Origin of the sequence: Microcoleus sp. PH2017_35_SFW_U_B, from assembly GCF_020737865.1 — a bacterium.
Lineage (GTDB): Bacteria > Cyanobacteriota > Cyanobacteriia > Cyanobacteriales > Microcoleaceae > Microcoleus.
Genome location: NZ_JAEQDE010000070.1, coordinates 41,558 through 60,949 on the forward strand (window position 1 = coordinate 41,558; position 19,392 = coordinate 60,949).

The 19,392-nt window shown below is 44.9% G+C and carries 15 protein-coding genes; 3 read left to right on the plus strand and 12 right to left on the minus strand.

Annotated elements, in window-relative coordinates:
• Positions 1–14: 14 nt before the first annotated feature.
• The gene (locus tag JGK36_RS20030) at positions 15–659 is read right to left on the minus strand and encodes a hypothetical protein (protein WP_293177687.1); all 645 of its coding nucleotides are present in this window, start codon (positions 657–659) and stop codon (positions 15–17) included.
• Between the two features lie 355 nt (positions 660–1,014).
• Between JGK36_RS20030 and JGK36_RS20035 the strand changes: the two genes are divergently transcribed.
• Positions 1,015–1,722 (plus strand): tetratricopeptide repeat protein, encoded by a 708-nt coding sequence (locus JGK36_RS20035; RefSeq protein WP_293177690.1) that lies wholly within the window; start codon positions 1,015–1,017, stop codon positions 1,720–1,722.
• A 245-nt stretch (positions 1,723–1,967) separates the two neighbouring features.
• Here JGK36_RS20035 and JGK36_RS20040 read toward each other — a convergent pair whose 3' ends face one another.
• Genes JGK36_RS20040 through JGK36_RS20065 form a run of 6 tightly spaced genes read right to left on the minus strand, consistent with a single transcriptional unit; the run spans position 1,968 to position 7,665 of the window.
• Positions 1,968–3,200 carry a hypothetical protein gene (locus tag JGK36_RS20040; protein WP_293177693.1) on the minus strand — a complete coding sequence of 411 codons (1,233 nt, stop codon included), beginning with the start codon at positions 3,198–3,200 and terminating at the stop codon, positions 1,968–1,970.
• Positions 3,201–3,572, minus strand: coding sequence for a hypothetical protein (locus tag JGK36_RS20045; RefSeq protein WP_293177696.1), 372 nt, complete (start codon positions 3,570–3,572; stop codon positions 3,201–3,203).
• 10 nt (positions 3,573–3,582) lie between these two features.
• A complete protein-coding gene (locus JGK36_RS20050; protein WP_293177699.1) occupies positions 3,583–4,587 on the minus strand; it encodes a hypothetical protein in 1,005 nt (334 codons plus the stop codon).
• 11 nt (positions 4,588–4,598) lie between these two features.
• On the minus strand, positions 4,599–6,203 hold the full coding sequence (locus JGK36_RS20055) for a hypothetical protein (RefSeq protein ID WP_293177702.1): 1,605 nt from the start codon (positions 6,201–6,203) through the stop codon (positions 4,599–4,601).
• Positions 6,203–7,084 carry a hypothetical protein gene (locus tag JGK36_RS20060; RefSeq protein WP_293177705.1) on the minus strand — a complete coding sequence of 294 codons (882 nt, stop codon included), beginning with the start codon at positions 7,082–7,084 and terminating at the stop codon, positions 6,203–6,205. The genes JGK36_RS20055 and JGK36_RS20060 overlap by 1 nt, the downstream gene beginning before the upstream one ends.
• Positions 7,084–7,665, minus strand: a complete 582-nt coding sequence (locus JGK36_RS20065) for a hypothetical protein (protein ID WP_293201071.1) — start codon at positions 7,663–7,665, stop codon at positions 7,084–7,086. Before JGK36_RS20065 ends, JGK36_RS20060 begins: the two co-directional genes overlap by 1 nt.
• A gap of 417 nt (positions 7,666–8,082) precedes the next feature.
• On the opposite strand from JGK36_RS20065, the gene JGK36_RS20070 reads away from it, so the two are divergent.
• On the plus strand, positions 8,083–8,547 hold the full coding sequence (locus JGK36_RS20070) for a hypothetical protein (RefSeq protein WP_293201073.1): 465 nt from the start codon (positions 8,083–8,085) through the stop codon (positions 8,545–8,547).
• 546 nt (positions 8,548–9,093) lie between these two features.
• Here JGK36_RS20070 and JGK36_RS20075 read toward each other — a convergent pair.
• From JGK36_RS20075 to JGK36_RS20095, 5 genes are all read right to left on the minus strand, one after another.
• A complete protein-coding gene (locus tag JGK36_RS20075; RefSeq protein ID WP_293197570.1) occupies positions 9,094–11,895 on the minus strand; it encodes a site-specific DNA-methyltransferase in 2,802 nt (933 codons plus the stop codon).
• Positions 11,888–12,295, minus strand: a complete 408-nt coding sequence (locus tag JGK36_RS20080; RefSeq protein ID WP_293197572.1) for a DUF5615 family PIN-like protein — start codon at positions 12,293–12,295, stop codon at positions 11,888–11,890. Before JGK36_RS20080 ends, JGK36_RS20075 begins: the two co-directional genes overlap by 8 nt.
• Positions 12,279–15,563: a BPTD_3080 family restriction endonuclease gene (locus JGK36_RS20085; RefSeq protein ID WP_293197574.1), complete on the minus strand. Its 3,285-nt coding sequence runs from the start codon at positions 15,561–15,563 to the stop codon at positions 12,279–12,281. The genes JGK36_RS20080 and JGK36_RS20085 overlap by 17 nt, the downstream gene beginning before the upstream one ends.
• A 450-nt stretch (positions 15,564–16,013) precedes the next feature.
• Entirely contained in the window at positions 16,014–17,072 is a 1,059-nt protein-coding gene (locus JGK36_RS20090; RefSeq protein WP_293190027.1) for a TrkA family potassium uptake protein, read from the minus strand.
• 336 nt (positions 17,073–17,408) lie between these two features.
• On the minus strand, positions 17,409–17,969 hold the full coding sequence (locus tag JGK36_RS20095; RefSeq protein ID WP_293190025.1) for a Uma2 family endonuclease: 561 nt from the start codon (positions 17,967–17,969) through the stop codon (positions 17,409–17,411).
• A 309-nt stretch (positions 17,970–18,278) separates the two neighbouring features.
• Between JGK36_RS20095 and JGK36_RS20100 the strand changes: the two genes are divergently transcribed.
• Entirely contained in the window at positions 18,279–19,379 is a 1,101-nt protein-coding gene (locus JGK36_RS20100; RefSeq protein WP_293190021.1) for an iron-containing redox enzyme family protein, read from the plus strand.
• Positions 19,380–19,392: the final 13 nt, after the last annotated feature.

Consider the following 19,392-nt stretch of genomic DNA (forward strand, 5'->3'; position numbering starts at 1 on the left):
GTCGTTAGCCTTACTTAAGGGGTTAGCGGATCGCCTGGGAATTTCAGCCGCGGCCGAATGATTTTCCACCCAGCCGGTAAATTGTCTTCCTGGGCCTGGCCGCAATAGGTTGTCAAAATATCCGCTCCACCGCCCAAGGGGCCGGTGGTTTTCTTAAATTGCACCTTAGCCGGTCTCGGGAGAGAGGCCCCCCACACAAGAGTGTCGATGTCAGCCGCTGTTGCGACTTGGATACCGAGAGCTGTCATCGTGGCATCAGTAATCGACGCCCGGGTCTCGCTCGGCATATTCCAAGCAAATTTAATTCCACGAACAAGTACGTAAACGGTCACAGCGCGGGCAGTTGCCCCAGTAATAATTCCCCGCTTTTTCGGCGTTCCACCAACCTGCCAACCCGCTGTTTTTAATGCTGGAATTACAGTTGTCGGCGTCTCAGCGCAAAATGAAGAATTCCAGCCATCGGCGGTTAGTCGCTTCGCCCTACGCGGCTTAGGGCTATTCCCACCTTTAAAGGCCAGGGCCGGCACTGTAGCGCCAATAACGGTATGCCCTAGAGCGACTCTCTCGTTTGTGTCAACATTGGTCTCAAATACGTAGACCAACCCGTTGGTCATGGCAACGGAAACCTCATCCTTATTTTGATATTTATTGTTAGGCATTTAAGAATATTCCTCCTACTTCTCACCCTAGCGGTCGCCATAAATGCTGTCAATGGCTGTATCGCTTGTTGTCACGTGGTTTTGGGGGTTGCAGGTTGTATAGGATTATTTAAATGTTCCGAAATCGTAATTACCCTTTGTAAGAGCAATTGTAAATTTTTGTTAAGTATTGGAGAAGTGGGGGGTTTGGCGTCCCGATCGGTGTTGGGTGCCGAGCAAAATTGCTTAAAAAACAAAATTATCTCCAGCACGGAGCTAGCCCGTGGGTGCTGAATAAATTTATTTAGCGCGATCGCCCTTGCAAGCATCCAAATTCTGGGAAGATTTTCATAGCCAAACTGTTAGGATTTTTAGTATGCAGCCTGTCAAACGAGCAATATTAGCGATCGCACTTTTATGTGGTGGCTGCACCCTAGTTCAGGTACCAATACCCATCCCAATCCCGATCGACACAAGCCCCACAGAGTCCGCAGCACCCTCATTACCTCCCGATCGAGATGAAGCCAAGCTTAATGAAAAATACAAAAATACCTGCTACGCTGACGGCCTCACTGAAATTGAGGGACGGGCAATTACTGGCAATTCCGGTGCGCTGGAGGCTCTGGGGGACAAGTTGGCAACAGCAGGGAAGCATCAAGAAGCTATCAGAAAATACAATGAGGCGGGTGCATCTTTACTGAATGAGTCTGTCAGGGATGGGAGCGCCTTGGACGTGGAGGTTGACGCCCTTTTTCGCAGCAAAGAAGAAATTGAGGAGTTTCGCGAAAAGCACCGCCTGCTGATACAGCGATCGGCAGAATCTAACTTTAAAATTGGTAGGAGTTATGCGGCTCTGGGAAAATATGAAAATGCGATCGACTGTTTTGACAGTGCCTTGAAAATTGGCATTCTGCCTCCCAATGACGCCACCACCTATCTCAATCGCGGCGACGCCTACGAAAAAATTGGCAACAAAGCTAAAGCTAAAGCAGACTTCCAGCAGGCAGCTATTCTCTTCAAGAACCACAAACAGTTCACCTACGAGAAGACAGCCAAGCAGATGTTACAGACAATAGGTAAGTAGTTTAGAATATTTCAAATTGATTTTTGTAGGCTGTATCATCAACGTTATGTTTCGCGAGGCAAAGCGCCTCGTCATCATCAATATTGCACTTAGCAAGGTGCAGCGCATCTTTTGGTGTTTGGGCACCCACCGCAAAATCCGGACACCAGCACAGACCACGGTGGTAATTCTTCGCGTAAAAAACCCTGATAATCATCCAACTTAGAAGTTTGAATTAATTTAATTGTGTATTCTTTGTAAAGCATTTATTTTAATCTTTCATCGACTTTTGTCCTTGTTTCGCGGGAAACCAGTATAAAGGTTTCTTTAGTCATGGGCAGGACTAATTTTGCCCAGCGAAAAGTAACGATGCCTGTTTGCCTCTGATTTGGTAAAGATTTGTCCTCGCCAACCACCTTCTTTTTCGGTTGCGATATTGGGTATTTCTTGGCTGGATTTCTGCTAGCCCCCACACCCATGTAGATTTCGTCAAATGTATGGTTTTGAATCCTCAAAATATCTTTAAAAATCCGCTCCGCTTCCGAGGCGGAATTACCCAGCAACCATAGTTTGTACCCAAGCGGCCAATTATTGTAGGTGTAGCTACCCCGCCCCCGCTGAATTTGATATGGCTTGTCGGGGGTAGCGTTGAAAATGCGCTCTATGGAATTCTTGAACCGCTTGATATCCGCAATAGAAATCACAGATTTGTTAGGAATTAGCCCCTCATATTCAATCATGTCCATCAGCCTGAAGCTGATTTCGCTTTCTAATTGAGTGCCGCCCCTACCCCCAGCAGAAGCTGGTAGCTCCCGGAAATAAAGACTGATATAAGGGTGCTTGCTCAGTTGGGAAATATCAGATGTCAGCCGGGAGGTGACACCGCCGCTAACGCCACCCTCTTTCTGATTCCAATAGATAGCAATTTGCTGGGCTATTTCCCTGTAGGAACCCGGAAACAATTTCCATTCCGATTTGTCATTCCTATTCGGGAAAAATTGAATTAATTTGAAATCAATATCCCCCAGAGCTTCACTAGGCTTTAATTCCCTGATCAAAGGTCTATCTTCCCGATTTACACCGGGCCAGACTTCCCTGTTTTTACCACCCCGCATTTTTTTTAACTCGGGGCTCTCAAAACCCTCAAACCCAATCTCGAATCTTTTAGCCCATTCCCAAAAATTGAAAGACCCCAGCCCCCTAAATTCAAGCATCTGATCTATGGCTCGCAATAAGGAAGCTTGCAGGGCAATCTGGGCATCATTTCCTGCAATCATCAGGGGAGGCTCTCCATCTAGCCTACCAAAATCAAGTTCATAGACATCGAAAAAAGAGCGCTCCTCTATATTGATCGGGATTGAATTCCCTTCTACAAATGTAGGAGCTTCTCTTTTATTTATTTCTTCGGTTATTTTCCTCTCAAATCTTCCGAAATCTGTTGGATCGTCGGGTGATTTAGGAGAAGATTTAGGAGAAGATTTAGAAGAAGATTTAGCCATTTATTTAATGGGGGCGCGATAACCTATCTTGTATTCTTGAGAGATTTTCCTCAACCTCGGGCGGTTGTTCCACGGTTGCCCAAAAGCCCGATCGCCCTTTTTAGCTTTTTGCCCAGAAGTAGATAACTGGGAGGTTGCTGCAAACGCATTGTTGAATTCTTTAGTAAAAGTTTCCATGTCGCCAATTCCAGTTGCTAGCCTCACCTGACGGCGAGTATTTACATCCAAAAATGCAGTCATTCTTAGTTCATCTTGAAATTCATTTTCCACCCAATTATCAATATTTTTAGAAATCTCCTGATTGCTCAGGAGCTTCCCTTTTTCTGTGAGCCTTGGGCGACGCATTATTCCTCTGGATCTGGGTTGTGCCATGTTATTTCCTCTAGGCTATTGGCTGTCTTACTAAATCGGGCAAGAATTCTTGAATTCCCTCTCCAAAACTTTCGGCAGCAGATTCAAGAAAAACACCAATATTTTTAATAAACGGATCTGAGCTTGCTTGAAGTTTTTCTAGGGATTTTTGGACGTACAGCGCCATGCTCCAGGGTTCTCCCCCTGAACCCCATTTCTTAAAAGTTTCCGCGCCTCCTGGAATGGCTCTTATAAGTGGATGATTTGGAGCTTTTTGCGCCAGTTGCTTCAGCATCTTCCTAGTGTCTCGGTAAAAAATTTTAACCAACATTCTTAACCCATTAAAAAAAGCATTTCTACTAATTCCTTTGACCTGAGAAATTAGCTGAACTCTGGCTTCTTCGTTTAGCGATCGATAAAGAATCGTTACCCTTGTCATATTAATTTGAATACGAGGTATCCGAAAAACCCCCCCACTGAGAAAGCTTGCTAGTCCAGTACCGAAAGCATCACCAGCCATCGAATATAGCGATGTCATTTGCCCCGTTAGCTGTTGCTCAATTTGCTCATCAGTTTCTTTCAGGTTTAAGGTGTATCCAATTTGGTAAAGCCGCAACATCGCTGTCACGACTTCGGGCCCTGCGCCTAGCAATACTCCTCCTCCTATTACGGCAGCGGATATTGCTCCAAAAATAGCTAATCCTTTTCCCTCGGAGGTGTTTAGCTGCCCCATAATTTTGCCTTTGACAGTCATCACTGCCTCAATTTGCTTTTTCGCAAAATCTCTCCCTCTGTTGATCATATTTTTTATATGCTCTGCAAAAAATCCACCTATATCTTTTAAGATTTCTCCCCTCAAACCCTTCAGCACTAATTCCTTAATATCGTTTGCTATTTTCCCCGGATCTATTTGTGGGATTTTCACCCAATCAAAAGTGCCTTTAATTTTGGAGAGCCAGCTATTATCAGCATCTCCATAGTTGGTCGCAGCACTGCTCGTCTGTTTTTCGTCAACTTTGATAACTTTATCGGGCATTAGCTTGCTCCTTATTTAGAATTTAATTTTTCAAGGTGTAGCAATATTAATGATAATTTATCATTGATATCTTTATCCCCAGAATATCTCTCGATCAGGACTTCATTGTCCCTACACTTAAGAAATTCTGGGAGCAATTTTTCAACAGCTAACTCAGTGTTAGCATCCACACTTTTGTCTATTTCTTTTCCTTTCTTTCCAAAGCCTTGACCTCTGGTACTTTTTTCTTTCACCCCTGCTGCATTGTTAAAGGGCAGGGGAAATTTGGCGGTGTCTACCTCTGTTTCGATACCCAGCCCCTCACAGAGCGCATGAACTTTTGCGCTTAACTTCAGTGTCATTTCTGAATTCTGGATACCCATCCAAGCCAATCTATACAGAAAATTGGTACGGGTGTCTCCATCTGCGTTGTCGTCCCACACCTGCTTCATCATCGCCTCGAAGGCGGATGTGGCACTTGGGTACTGAATATCTACAGTCTGGTCGCCCTCTACAGCATTATTATTATCCTGGATGTAGAGTTTGGGGGGATGTATCCCTAAATGATCTATTTCCTGGGCTAACGCTCGCAAGAAATTGGCATAATCTTTGATAACTTCCTCCCCTTGTCCGCCCGGCATTCTTAAGCGCCAAGGGAAAGTACATTTCCCTCGGAGCATTTCTCGTGCAGCGAGAACCTGGTGAACTTCACTTAGCATTGCACAGCAGGCTTTATCCATTTTTGTAGGTGGTGGGTTGGGTGGAGGTATGACAATTTTGAGAGATTCGGGGACGCACAATGAATCAATCGAGTAATTCGTTTCTATGGAAAGTTGCCACCCCCCATCGGACTTTTTCCAAAATTCTTTCACATTATGTATTTGTATTATTTTGCCAAAACGATTAGGACGATAGGAGTAAACTGGTGAAGTTATAATCATTACTTGTAGACCATCCCACAATGCTTGTGTCTCTTGGAGCCACATGCCAAAATAATCGCTAAAACCTGAGTTACCAACACCGGGATTCAGGTATAAGCGATAAAAATAGTTTGGCGCCAGAAAGTCATGGTAAGGAGGTTCCGAATAAGTAAAATAATTGTCTGAAGATACTGTTTCATCGTAGTTTTGCCAGTCGATTCCATCGGGGATCGGGATTTCAAATGTTGTATTTGATCCGCTACCAGTGTTAGACCCATATCTAATAATCGTTTTTTGCCACACCTTACACCCTACTGCAAATTTAGGAGGAGAGGGATTATTTGGCAACAGATCTGATGGGAGATTTGGCGAAATTTGGACTGGTGTTGGTGTTGGTGTTGGTGTTGGTGTTGGTGGCAGCTCACATCTTGGGTCTGTCCACGTTTCCGACTCGGTAACGCCAACTCCTACAATCCACGATTCCCTGGTGATCGTGCATCCGGTCTGGTTGGTTTTTTGTTTGGCAACACCAAAATCCCATTCTAGGGATTCAAACCCCGAGGCCGAGCCCGTGCCAACGCCCACGCTTACGGGCCCAAGACCAAGCTTGCCACCAATACTGTCGGCTCCGATAGAAATGCCGGCCTTGCCTATTCCGGCAACCTCGAATCCAATCCCAGCCCTTCCTCTCTGTGGATCAATTGTAGGTAAAACCATTAAAAATACTCCGTACCGCTAATTGTGGCAGATGCGCCTTCTGCGATCGCCCACAGGGGAAATCCCAAGGTATTTTTAAGCGAGATAATATCGCCCCGGCCGCCATCAAAGGCAAGGCGCCCATTTTCATAGGAGAGGGCGCCTCCTGGAGAAAGGAAGGCGCAAGCCCGGGCTGGAGCAACACCAGCGGAACTGTTCGCAAACGAGAACCAAATCTTTCCAGTGGAGGTGAGATACAGAAGCGATCGCGAATTTCGCGCGGGTAAAATCTGAACAGGAGAGGTAGTGCCTACATTTACAGAAAATCCCTGGGCGCTGCCGAAGGGTTTGGCACCTAAATCCGGCACAAGTGTCGGGATTATTCGGTAAGAGCCGTGGACTCTTACATAATCATTCGCACCCAATCCACCGCTAACTGGAACTCCTGCGGGAACAATCTGCGCTCCTACTTTTTGATTCGCTCCCCAAAAGCCAGAGGCATCAGAAAGATAAGGCATCTTAAGTTCCTTGAAGCCCTCTTGCCCTACGTTCTGGATCCATATTTCGGATCTATTTTGCCATATTCCATCCCCTAGATCCACAAATAATTTAATTGCCTTGCAGGGAGCAAGCCGATAATTCTCCTGCATCTTGTTCCTGGTAATTTCGTCGGCTTCATACAATGTTATATCCGGCACCGGAGCCCGCCTAATACTAGGAAGATTGTAAATCGCCTGCATAAATCTAATCTCAGAGGCTCGCCCCGCAATCGTCCACCCAACAGGCGGCATATAGGCAGCCCAAATTGCAGCCCAATCAATTATGGGCTTAATTGTGGTATCAATTTGGGCGAAATTGGTCTGAAAAATACCAGTAATTTCTGGTCTCGATTCCTGAAACATTATATTAAATTGCCCATTGGAGATGTCGCCGAAATTGTAGGAAATCCACCACTGTTAACGAACATCAGAGGGAGTTCCAAATTGGCACTCCCCACTGCATTTAAGACGCTGTTGGTGCCCGCTCCTTCCATGTTCCAGCTAGCCACTAAGTTCAATCCTAATGGATTCTTTGCCGGCTGGATCTGGAGCCGATGCAGAAGTAAAATGGCATCCCATAAATGCTGACACCAATTGGCAGCAGCAAGGGCAAAGGTTGGCGTCCCGCCGCTGCCGGGAAGAAATCCCGATCCAGTTAGATAATCACTTAAGCCGACGGTCGATCGCCCTGAGTAGGGAAGCGCCACAGTAGCAATGGGCAGCCCGGATACCACAATTACCATTCGCCCAGCGTTTGCGATTGGATAAGACTCATATACAAATTCGGGCTCGATAGTAGCACTCACGTAGTCAACCTGGTTGGGATTTTTTATTGAGTCTTTTTCTGCGCCTATCCCAAAATTCCAGGCTAGCTGGAAGATCATCCCCTCTAGCGTAGTAGCGGTCACTGTCCCGGGCGTTGTCGGGAGTACGATATTAGTCATATGTATCGTATAAATTGTGTATACTAGACTTACTATCTATCGTATACAAAGAATGCCGTTTAGTAATCTAAATCCACAAACTCAATCAAGCATCAATATTGCTGAAGACACTCGCAACGCCAAAGTGTGTAACACCATAGCCATACCCGCTGGTCCTACGCCCCCTACCACTCCGCTGATAGCGGCAAACGCTAACCGAGCTACATTTTCTATATATAATTTAGGCCCGAACCCAGTCTTAATAAGAGAGGGCCCGACAGTTACCGCAGCTCTCTATGAAGCAGTTATTCCCGTCGGATTTTACTGGTATCCCGATCCAGGCGAGCCACGATACCTGGGAGCCATCAGCCTTATGGGGAATGGTGGTGTATCTAACTGTCAATTTTGCGAAGCGACGTTAATAACCTAATCAGTATAATGCCATTAGTAAACTTACAGCCCTCCGGGGCTCTGCCTCCAGAGTTGGCCTGGGATTCTGAAGTAGCCCAGGCAATCGCAAACCACGAAGCCAAAACAGATCCTCACCCGACTTATTTAACGCAGGCAGAAGGAGACGGACGGTATCGGCAAAGCGGTACAGCTTTGACTGACGCGGACATTCCCTCTGCGATCGCCCGCGACACAGAGACCACGGCGGCAATTACCGCGCATGAGGCAAAAACAGACCCTCACCCTAGTCTGTGGCAGAGAATAGTGGCTGGATTCCTCAGTCTGGCTGGAGGGCAGCGGATTTTAAAGAATAATCCGCCAATCACTTACACAAGCTTTTTTGGAGGTAGTAACCACTTCTTGCCTTTCACAAAGGCGGGTTATCAGCCGTATCCCTTTACCACGCTGGCTATGGAAACGATTTACTTCGGCTTCAGAGTGCTGACGGCTTAAACGTCTCCCTAATCCATGACGGAAATATTGGAACGAAGACTGCTGGCAATGCAAATGGTTTGATGCTTGACGGCGGGGTGGCAACAATAAAAACAAGGCTGATTGAGGGTACTACCGCAGCCGAGCAAGGACTAGGCGTAAACATCGCCCATGGACTCGACCCTGCCAAAATTGTATCCGTGCTATCACTAATGTTGCGGATCAGTCGGCGAGTCTCGTATCCCGGCCATTTTCTGCACTGATCACTTACCGACAGTAACAGTCATGAAAGGGTTCCGAACGTTTAAAATATTTCGCGCCACCAGCAATTCTCAGGTGGGGAAGTTCACAGAATCTCGAATAATTTTTGTCGATCGCCCGAACACGCAAATTCATTTGCCAAAAAATGGGCACTTGAGTTAGTTGAATATGGATCTGAGGAGATTGTTACGCCCTGCCGAAGCATCTCCACGATTTCCGCAGACTTAGCCCCGGCCGATTCGTAATCGATCGGTCGCGGGTTCAAATCCCGCCATCGGCTTTAGGTTTTGTGAAGTGTCAAAAGTTCTAAAGACTTTCATACACTTTTAACACTTCATCCCCGTAGTGGTTAATCACCTTAACCGCAATCTTTCCCGATTTACCATTCTTGCCTTTGGGAGAATCAAAAGGACGGCTAGTAGTAGAATACATCTGACTCCAAGCATCTTCATCAATTTCTGCTTTCAGCGCCCGCTTTAATTTTTCATAAGGTTGGTTAGCACCTGTAAAATAGGCATGACGCACAAAAAAGCTTTCCTCATTGTAGTCAGTGTCAATAAACCAACAAGCAATATCATCAGGCGAACTGCTGCGAATTTCTCCTGTAGTCGGATCGTAAATATCTAAGCCTTTTAAGGTGACTACTAGCTGACCATTTTGGCGTTTTAACTCAATATCTGGTTCGCCAAATACCATAAATAAATTACCAGCCCCTGTTTTCTTGAGCAGTTCATCACCCAGTAACAAATCAGGATTCATGCGAGTGATTAAAACTTGCAATTTGCCATAACGTTTTGCTTCTTCATTAACATTAGGTTCAAAGGCAAAACCGCAGACAATTAATACATCATTCCCCAAGCCTTTAACAGCTTCTTTGGCAGCTTCTTTGATATCATCAACGCTGACAGTGCCGTATTCTGGCCCGATGTGGACTGCTACCCGCTTGATGGTTTCATCGCTTTCTGCGTACTCGCCTACAGCATGAATGTAAGTACCCGCATGAGATTCTAAATACTCTAAATTTTCAAACTTGAGGCGTTGATTTTTTAAAGTATTTTGGATTCCTGCCCTTTTCAGGTTGTCAATGATTCTGACTTCAAATTGATCTGATGCTTGGGTAACGCCTTCCTGTTCTGAGGCTGGGTATGCTTCATCAGTAGAAAGAATGCGGTGAGGTGAAAGACTTTCGACAGTAAACGGGCCAGTTATCCGAATGCGTTTATTGTTTTCATAAGGTTGGTCATAGAGTAGTTCGGTATCGGCATTACGCGCAATAGATTCATCGATTTCTTTCTGCCGTTGTTGCCTGAGTTGCCACCATTTAGCTATTAATTCTTTAGCTTCATCTGACCATTTGGCATCGGATTCTCTGGGAATTTCCCATTCTTCCCAGGATTTTTTGAGCAACTGGTTTAATTGAGTGCGAACTGGTTCTAGTTGTAACTGCCATTTGGCATGGATAGTATCAATTTCTGGATTATTGGCGATTGATCCCAATGTAACATGAGGAACGCGCTTATAAACAAAGCCTTTTTTGATTGCGTTGTCTGTCTTAGGTTGTGTTGATGGCAGTTGTTTAGTGATTTCGGCTTCTTTTTGGATGCCTTCAGGGGAGTCTGTTAGTAGGTAGTAGGGATATTTAGCAGACATGAGGCGAGTTCTAGCTAGTGCTAAGGCAACACGGCTTGTGTCGATGGTAATCCAACGTCTTCCCCATTGTTCGGCAACATACGCTGTGGTTCCAGATCCGCAGGTTGGATCTAATACTAAATCACCGGGATCTGTAGTCATTAAAAGACAGTTTTCAATTATTTTGGGATTTGTTTGAACTACATAAACTTTGCTTTCCGAGAAACCACCAGCCGTTTTTGCCCAAACATTTGTAATTTGGCTAACAGGGTAATCATCAAAAAAAGATTTATATCTAAGATATCCACCTAGTTTAATTATTCGGTTAGCTAATTTTAATCTTTGTATTCCTGGCAAATGCGTTTTCCAGCTTTTGCCCCTTAATGGATAAAATTTTTCGCCTTGATAATCAATAGGAAAATTTGTACTAGCTCCCCAACCAGTCGCAAGTAAATCGATGCGTTGAAAAATTTTTAAGTTATCGCTAATATGACTTTTTTCCTGCTTGTCTTCAGTTGTTAATCTCTGATGATTACCATCAATATCCTGTGCTAGAGTAAATTCAGAATTGCTTACTAAATCTTTTTCTTCATAGAGCTGTCTATATTTAACACTTTCTTTGTTTTTGGAGTACCAAATAATATAATCTTGAACCCCAGCGATGTATTTACTTCCTAGAGAAACTTTAGTAGTAGCAGAAATTTGAGTAATAAAGTTTTCGCTCCCAAAAACCTCATCCATCAAACACCGAACCAAATGCACATTGTCATCGCCAATCTGCACAAAGATACTACCAGTTTCCGTCAATAACTCTCTTGCTACAACCAACCGATCGCGTAAATAACTCAAATAAGAATGAATCCCTAACTCCCAAGTATCCCGAAAAGCTTTCACCTGTTCCGGTTGCCTTGTTACTTCTTCAGCCTTCCCATCTTTAACATCGCGCTTCCGAGTCGAAACCTGCCAATTAGAACCAAACTTAATCCCATAGGGCGGGTCAAGATAAATCATCTGCACTTTACCCTTTAAACCCTCCTTCTCCGCCAATGAATTCATCACCAACAGCGAATCACCCAGAATCATCCGGTTAGCCCACTTCACCCCATCCTTATGCTGATAAAAGTCAATTAATTGGTCAAACTCTAACCCATTGAAATCACTAAATAAACTTAATTGTTCCGCTGGCTGTTCTTTCTTAACCTGCTTCTTAAAATCCTCAATAATTGCGTGGGGGTGTATTTTTTCCTGAATATAAATCGGCACAGCAGGCACTTCTAAATCCTGACTGTCCTGTTCATCTTTCCCCTGCCACACCAACTGCGGATCTAAAGATGGATCGCGGGGATAGAGAACTTTTTGAGGTTTTTTCTCGTCGTCAGCCATAAAATCACGCAACTCTTCAGTAGGAATATTAGCCCGTTTATCCTGATGTTTCACACTATCAATAGGTGTAGATTTGTCATTCTTTTTCCTAGGCATTAGTTATTTCCTTATAGATAAATGTTTGAATTTTACAGCCTTTGACATTCTGCTTTTGTACTCGAAACAATCGAGACTTCAATTCACTGAAATCTAAAATCAATTCATGAATTTTTAAGGCTTGTTGTTCATAATCAAAATCTCCTTGACATTCTTTACACAGGATAATTCCACTGTGTTCTTTGACAAGCTTGTGTAGTTCAATAAAATCCTGCCTATTGAGCGTAATCACAGCCCGCTCTTGTTGATGGGCAAACTTGAGAACATCATCATCGGGAATTCCTTGATTAGCCTGTTTTGCGTCATAGGATGTCAACACATCATGTCCGAGATAACGAAGTTTGTTGACGATATCTAGGGGTAAATTTTCGTTAGAGTAAAGCCTAGCTATCTTCATCATCGTCATCCTGGGCAGCAATTACTCGATCGATTTCAGTTTGATGCTGTTCGTAGTATGACGAAGCTAATCTTAAATCTGCGGGAGTTAACCCCGGATAATTCCTCAGTATTTCCTCATCAGATGCCCCCAGTTTGTAAAAAGAAATAATTGTCCAGACAGGAATGCGTGTATTGCGTATCCTAGCATTACCTCCACAGACACCAGGGGTTTTTTGAATGGTACTAATATTCGTGTCCGTTTGTGCTGTCTGCTGAGACAAATACATCCGAATAGATTTTTCGGCATTCCAAGGATCGGATATTTCTAAGAAATCCCAACGCCCTAATCCCCCGTGATTTTTTACTGCTGGTATCCAAAGAGTTCTAGCAGTCGCCACCTTAGCGGCTTTGTCCTTTCTCGCTTCCCCCGATACTTCCAAAATTAAATTCAGTAGTTCTTTTTGCCCATCATTAATTCGCACAATAAAATCAGGCAAATAATTTCTCTGTTCCCCATTGAGAGTATAGGGAATAGTAAAGCCTAAATTGTGATTTTTTACATAGGAGATAACCTCATTCATTTGTTCTAAGGATTGCACCATCTTTGATTCCCAATTACTATCGAGTACCACATGAGAAACATGACATTTATGAGGGTTAGTCGTATAAACCGCACGGGCGGTGTCAAAGTCTACATAGCGAGTCGAACCAAAAGTATCATAGGGGCGGAGAATTGGCTTTAAAGATTTTCGCAACTCTCCTTCCACAATGGCATGATAAATCTTGTCTGTCGCATCGTGGGCAAATTCAGTCAGCATTAACAACTGAGGATAGGTATTGTCTTTGTAACGGACACATTCTTTGAGCCACTGTTTAGTTATTTGCAAAACTTGGGGAAACAACCAAGCTTGTACATCTGCATCAAAAAAATGTATTGTAGTTTTTTCTGGTTTCTGATTCCCATCCCATCGAAAATACTTTTCTAAAGTTAGTTTTGCCAACAAAAAAGCGACTTCCTGTTCTCTGTGGGATTTCAATTGATCCAATGTATGAATACTGGATTGACCAACAATGGGAGCATTGACTGTAAGAGTAGGCAAATCAGCCGTAGAGATAACATATTGACAAACATCTGTAAAATTAGCTGTTAATTTGCCCCTACTAATGTCGTAGCGATAACCCGTCAATCGAGGGAAAGTAATTTCAGATTCATTTCGTTCTGCTAAAGCTCGAACACGGGTAGGGAGTGTTCCCCGCTTGGGTGTTTTATTAGAACCTGCACAGGGGATAAAAGCAAAGGGAATACCGTAAACTTCGGCATATTCGGGTTCATACATTCCCTCTTTATTCACTGCATAGTTAATCCGTCGCAGTCCCCGTCCAACAACTTGTTCGCACAACAACTGAGTGCCAAAAGCTCTTAACCCTAAAATGTGGGTGACGGTACTAGCATCCCATCCTTCAGTCAACATAGAAACAGAGACTACACAGCGAATGTGTTCCCCCAGTTTTCCGGGTTTACCAACGGTATTTAATACTTCGCGCAGTAACTCTTCTGGTGTGATTTTTTCGGGATCTTTACCTGGATATCTTTGTCGATATTCGGCTTTAAATTCTTCAATCTCCTGTGCTGTAATTTTTTTGAATTCAGCACTCATCGCCTCGCCTGATTCTAGTTGTTCGCTGTCTACCAGAATCGTGTTAGGTCTAGCTGTCCAGTTTTCGTTTTGGACGTTACTAAATAATGGTAGTTTACCGGGAGCTAAAACAGGTCTACCATCAGGATATTTTTTGCCAGTATCCCAGCCAGCAATATAGTCATAAACTAATTTAGAGACATTGGTATTATTACAAACAACGATAAATACAGGCGGTGTTTGTCCTCTGTCAGTAGCTTCTGTGTCCTGTTCCCATAATTCAAAAGCTTTTTTGTAGTTACTATAGAGACTTTCTAAGGCTCCCTCTAACTCTTTAGGAAGTTTTGGTTCGGGTGATGATTTACTTTCATCTTGGGTACTGCGTCCTTTCTTGGGGAGTTGATCGCGAATTAATGGCCAAATACTGCGATAAGCAGGCAATTCGCCTTTCATGTTGTCGTCAGATACGGGAACGCGGGGAATTTTGACAATGCCTGATTCGATCGCATCAATCAAGGAAAAGTCAGAAACTACCCAAGGAAATAGATTGCCTTCTTGATAGCCAGAACCTTTTAAAAAGAACGGTGTAGCTGACAAGTCATAAACTACTTTGACCCCAATTTTTGACTTTATAGCTTCAATGCCAGAAATCCAAAGTTGTGCCTGATCGTTGCGTTTTTCTGCTTCTTTGCGGTCATCACCTTTGAGCTTGGCATCGTCATCACCAACGCGACGACGGTAACAGTGGTGAGCTTCATCATTAATCACGATAATGTTTTTCTTGTTTCCTAAACCTTTGCAAACTCGCCTTACCATTTGGTCTGGGGTTTCAGTGAAAGCACTTTTTTGTCCTTGGGCGAGAATATCTTTAGTTAACCGAGCTGCTGAATTAAGTTCTCGCAGTTTAAAGGCATGATAGTTAGTAATAACAATTTTAGCTTTTTCTAATTCTGGGATTAAATCTGGTGGTACTAGGTCAAGTTTTTTGTAGTAATTTTCAGCATCATTAGGTTGGAGTACCCGCAGGCGATCGCGCACGGTAATTCCTGGTGCTACTACTAAGAAAGCATCGCTAAATTTATTGTTCTGAGGGTTGGCGGCTTTATTAAGAGTATGCCACGCCATCAGCATTGACATGACTACTGTTTTACCGCTTCCTGTCGCCATTTTACAGGCCATGCGGAACAGCAGCGGGTTCGCATCTTCATTGAATTGTCGGAGTTGATTCTCAATCCAGTTATCGCCGCACTTTTTTGCAACTTCGGTGATATAGATAACTGTCTCTAAAGCTTCTATTTGGCAAAAATATAATTTACGTTCGCGATCGGGGTTAGTCCAATATGCCAACAATTTTTTAGTGGTAGGGGTAACGTAGAGATAGCCGCCACGTCTCCACAGGCTAACGCGATCGCGAATTTGGTTAATAAACTTGTTTTCTGCTACTCTGTCTTGTGTCCATTCACCTAGATTTAGCTCTAGTTGTTGAAACTGCTTGCTTTTTTTCTTCGGTTGGGCGATCGGGATAAAATAATGGCTGATGCGACGCTCTTCGAGAATTTCATCGGTAATACCATCATCGTCAAAGCGAAAGTGGTACTTGGGTTCCAAGAAGGCAGAGTTAATAATAGGATTTTCAATGACAACTTGATTCATCTATTTCCTGATACTTGTTATATGGACATAGCGATCGCCAATGATAGAGAATTCCTTATTCCCTAACCAATTGTCCCAAGGTCAGAGCAAATTCCCTCCAAATAGACTACCATCATAAATCATCCTTTTATCTATATTTTAACTGAAAATAAGTTACTTATATTTATATATCTACATAAAATATTATCTAAAATGATGGACTTCTGGAAATTGCTCATCTGCCCAAACCTCATAAAACAGTGCTGACACCAGCCATGCACCCACAAAGCAGAAATCTTAAACCTGGGCCCACAATTGGGACATTCCCAACCTGCGTAGGTGAAATCTGCCAAAGCGATCGCACCTCCCAACCCCACCAACTTCCCCAAGGATCGTCGGCGTTAACTCCTTCGCCCGCCGAAACCGCCCCAAAAGAGGACTGGCATTCCTCACGAGAAACCCCACATTGTATTAGTTCGGAGGGCGGGGGATGCGAAAACTTAGGGGGCTGAGGATTTGATTGAGGGCGCGCAATTGTTCGGCAGTACCCAAACAAATCAGCATATCTCCTCCTTCGATCGCAGTTTCTCCAGTTGGCCCGACAATCAAAGTGCCGCCAGCCCGTCGAATTGCTAACACTAATGCCCCGGATTGCGATCGCAATTTGGCATTTCTCAAAGTTTCTCCGACGTAGACACAACTATTCGGATCTACCAGAAATTCTTCCATATAAAAAGAACTATCCGTACCCGTCAATACGCCGTCTAAAAAATCCATCACCTGAGGGCGCAAAGCAGCCGCTGCCATCCGTTTGCCGCCCGTAATGTAGGGGGATACAACCGCATCGGCGCCGCCCCGCTGCAACTTCTTTACGGCTTCTTCTGTGGTGGCGCGGGCGATCGCCCGTACCTTCGGATTCAGAGTTTTCGCCGACAGCACAGTGTACAAATTCTCAGCATCCGACGGCAAAGCTGCTACTATGCAAATTGCGCGATCGATCCCCACATTCAACAAAGTTTCATCGAGTGTCGCGTCTCCCTGCACCGCCGTGTACCCCAACGCCAAAGCAGCCTGCACCGACTGTAGCGCCGAATCTACCACCACAAAAGGAATATTTTCTGCCTCAAATTCCAAGGCAATCTGTCGCCCCGTGCGCCCGAAACCGCAAAGAATGTAATGTTCGATCAAAGAATCCACCAAACGCCGCTGCTGCCTAATTCTTGCTCCTTCTTGAAAATATCCTTGAATCAGCGCTTCTGTAAAGCGGTTGACGATATAACCAATCACCATCACGCCCATCAAAATCAGGCACATGGTAAACATTCGCCCGCGTCTTCCGAGGGGGTGAATTTCACCGTAGCCGACAGTTGCTAAAGTAAATACAGTCATGTAAGCGGCATCGAGCAAAGGCCATTTTTCCACCAGCCAATACCAAAGAGTACCCGTGCAGAAAATGCCGCCAAGGGCGATGATGCCGCCCGTTAACTGTTTTTGCAGGCGCTGGTACTTTTGCTCTAGAGTTGAATACACCGATCGCCCTGACCTATTATTTATTACCTGCTACCAAATTTAAGCATATCAAGACTTAGGCAGAAACCCGGTTCCTCGGAGTAAATCTACAATCTACAATCTCAAATCGCCCGATCGACTTTCAATCCCGTCGCAGAGGTGGCGGTTGCTGGAATTGGCGAGCGGCAATTATTGCAGTGCGATCTGCAATTTGTATGAGGAGTATTTTCGCGCTCGCCTAGAATGCAAATAATCCTGAATTCAAAAAATAATGCAACTGCAAGCAAACTTAAAACCCATATCCACTAAGTCATTCCCAAATCTCAAATCTCAAATCTAAAATGGTATAATCCTGATTTAGCCGATCGCCAAATCCACACTAACTACAAATTCGGGAAAAGCCAGCGGCGACACTCGATCGCCCCGCCAAAACCTCAGCATTAAACTGTAACCGTTAACAGTCGGCTGGCGGTAAACTTCCAAGCAGTTTTCCTGTAAATTGACTATCCAGACTTCCTGAATTTGCGATCGGGCATAAATAGGAAGTTTCACATCTCTGTCATAGTCTATGGAAGTGTCAGCTACTTCTATTAATAGTAAAACTTCCGATGGGAGGGGGTGGGCGGTTGAATAGTAATCGGCGCGAGGTTGCAGCAATACTATATCAGGTTGCGGCTCAGTGCGATCGCTCAACTGAACGGGGTTCTGCACGTCAAAAGTAGCCAAATTTTCGGGAATTTGGCTGCACAGTCTGGCTAAGCGCCTCACAGAGGAAGCATGACGAGTTCCAATAGCGGCCATTTCAACAAGTTCTCCTTCTATCAATTCTAGGCGATCGCCCTCCGAAAGAATCCCAGCTTTACCCATCAGATGGTATTCTTCTACTGTGAAAAGTCTTTTGAGCAACTGCACAGCCATAACTTACCGTTCCTCTAATTAGTTCTTAGATTATAGTCGATCGAAACATAGCTATATTAACAGGGGTTATAAAAAATTATAACTTTGGTGGGATTTGTTTTTGACGAACCGCGAAGGCGCGAAGGACACGAAAGAAGAGGAAAGAAGAGGAGAGAAGAAGGGAAACTCACAAATATCTATCAATAGAAAGGTGTGTCCGGCTGAATGATTCGGTATCTTGAAAATAAGCAGCCAGAATCCTCAGCAATCTGCAACGGTTGGCTGTTTTGGCAGGCAGCACAATAATCTGAGTTAACATAACTTGATTCCATGCAAAATACCGCAGATTTACTCCCCAAAATTGACTCGCCGAGTCTTCCTAAAAAGCAACCCGCACTTCCAAATTACGAAGCAGCCGATCGCCAATTTGTCAATTTGCTGCTAGTGGATGATTTAGACAAGACGGTGGCTGCAAAACCGTTACTTGTTAGCGATTTTGAAAGCGCGATCGCCGTGGCGCTGCGATCGGCATATCAGCAACCGGAGGGCGATGAGGCCGCGCACCGTTTCTTGCAGCGCGTACTGTACCGCATCAACCGCCTCAACTTGTTTTGGTACGACGATTTGCGCCGCTACAACAACGAACGATCGCACTATTTGCGAGGAGTGCGCGATCGCATCGAAGAACCTTGGCAGCAGTGGGAAATCGCCCAAATCGACGTTGCAGCCGTGCAAAACATCGAGAATGTCAAGCAAGCCCTGCGCGATCGTGCAGCCGTCGATGTCGATCCTCCGCTGTCTGAGATCGATCGCTACCTGCGAGAAGAGATGACAGCAGCGGGATACAGACACCTGCTGGCGATCGCCTCCTTCGACGGTTTAGTGGAAGCCAGCCGTCTTTCCCGCATCCTCGGCGGGGCAGGCAACGAAATTCAGTCAACCCTGACGCGGGTGCTGATCGAAGAATACGGCGGCGGTCGCTTACCCCGCAAGCACTCGACCTATTTTGCCCAAATGATGGCAGAATTCGGGATGAGCACAGAACCGGAGGCGTATTTCGATTTAGTACCTTGGGAAGTGCTCTCCAGCATCAACCACAACTTCCTGCTTACCGAACGCAAGCGCCACTTTCTGCGCTACAACGGCGGACTCACTTATTTTGAGGTGGCTGGGCCCGTCGCTTACCGCAATTATCTAGGCGCCGCGCAGCGCCTGGGGTTGTCCCAGGCTGCGATGGGTTATTGGGAACTCCACATCCGAGAAGATGAGCGTCACGGGCGCTGGATGCTTGATGAGGTGGCGATCCCGCTGGTTGACAAATACCCGCAGGATGGGTGGGAATTGGTGTTGGGCTACGATCAGGAGAAGTCGATCGGCGATCGGGCTGCGTTGGCTGTAGTGCGATCGATCCAAGCAGCAGAACACAATTGACACGTAGATGGGG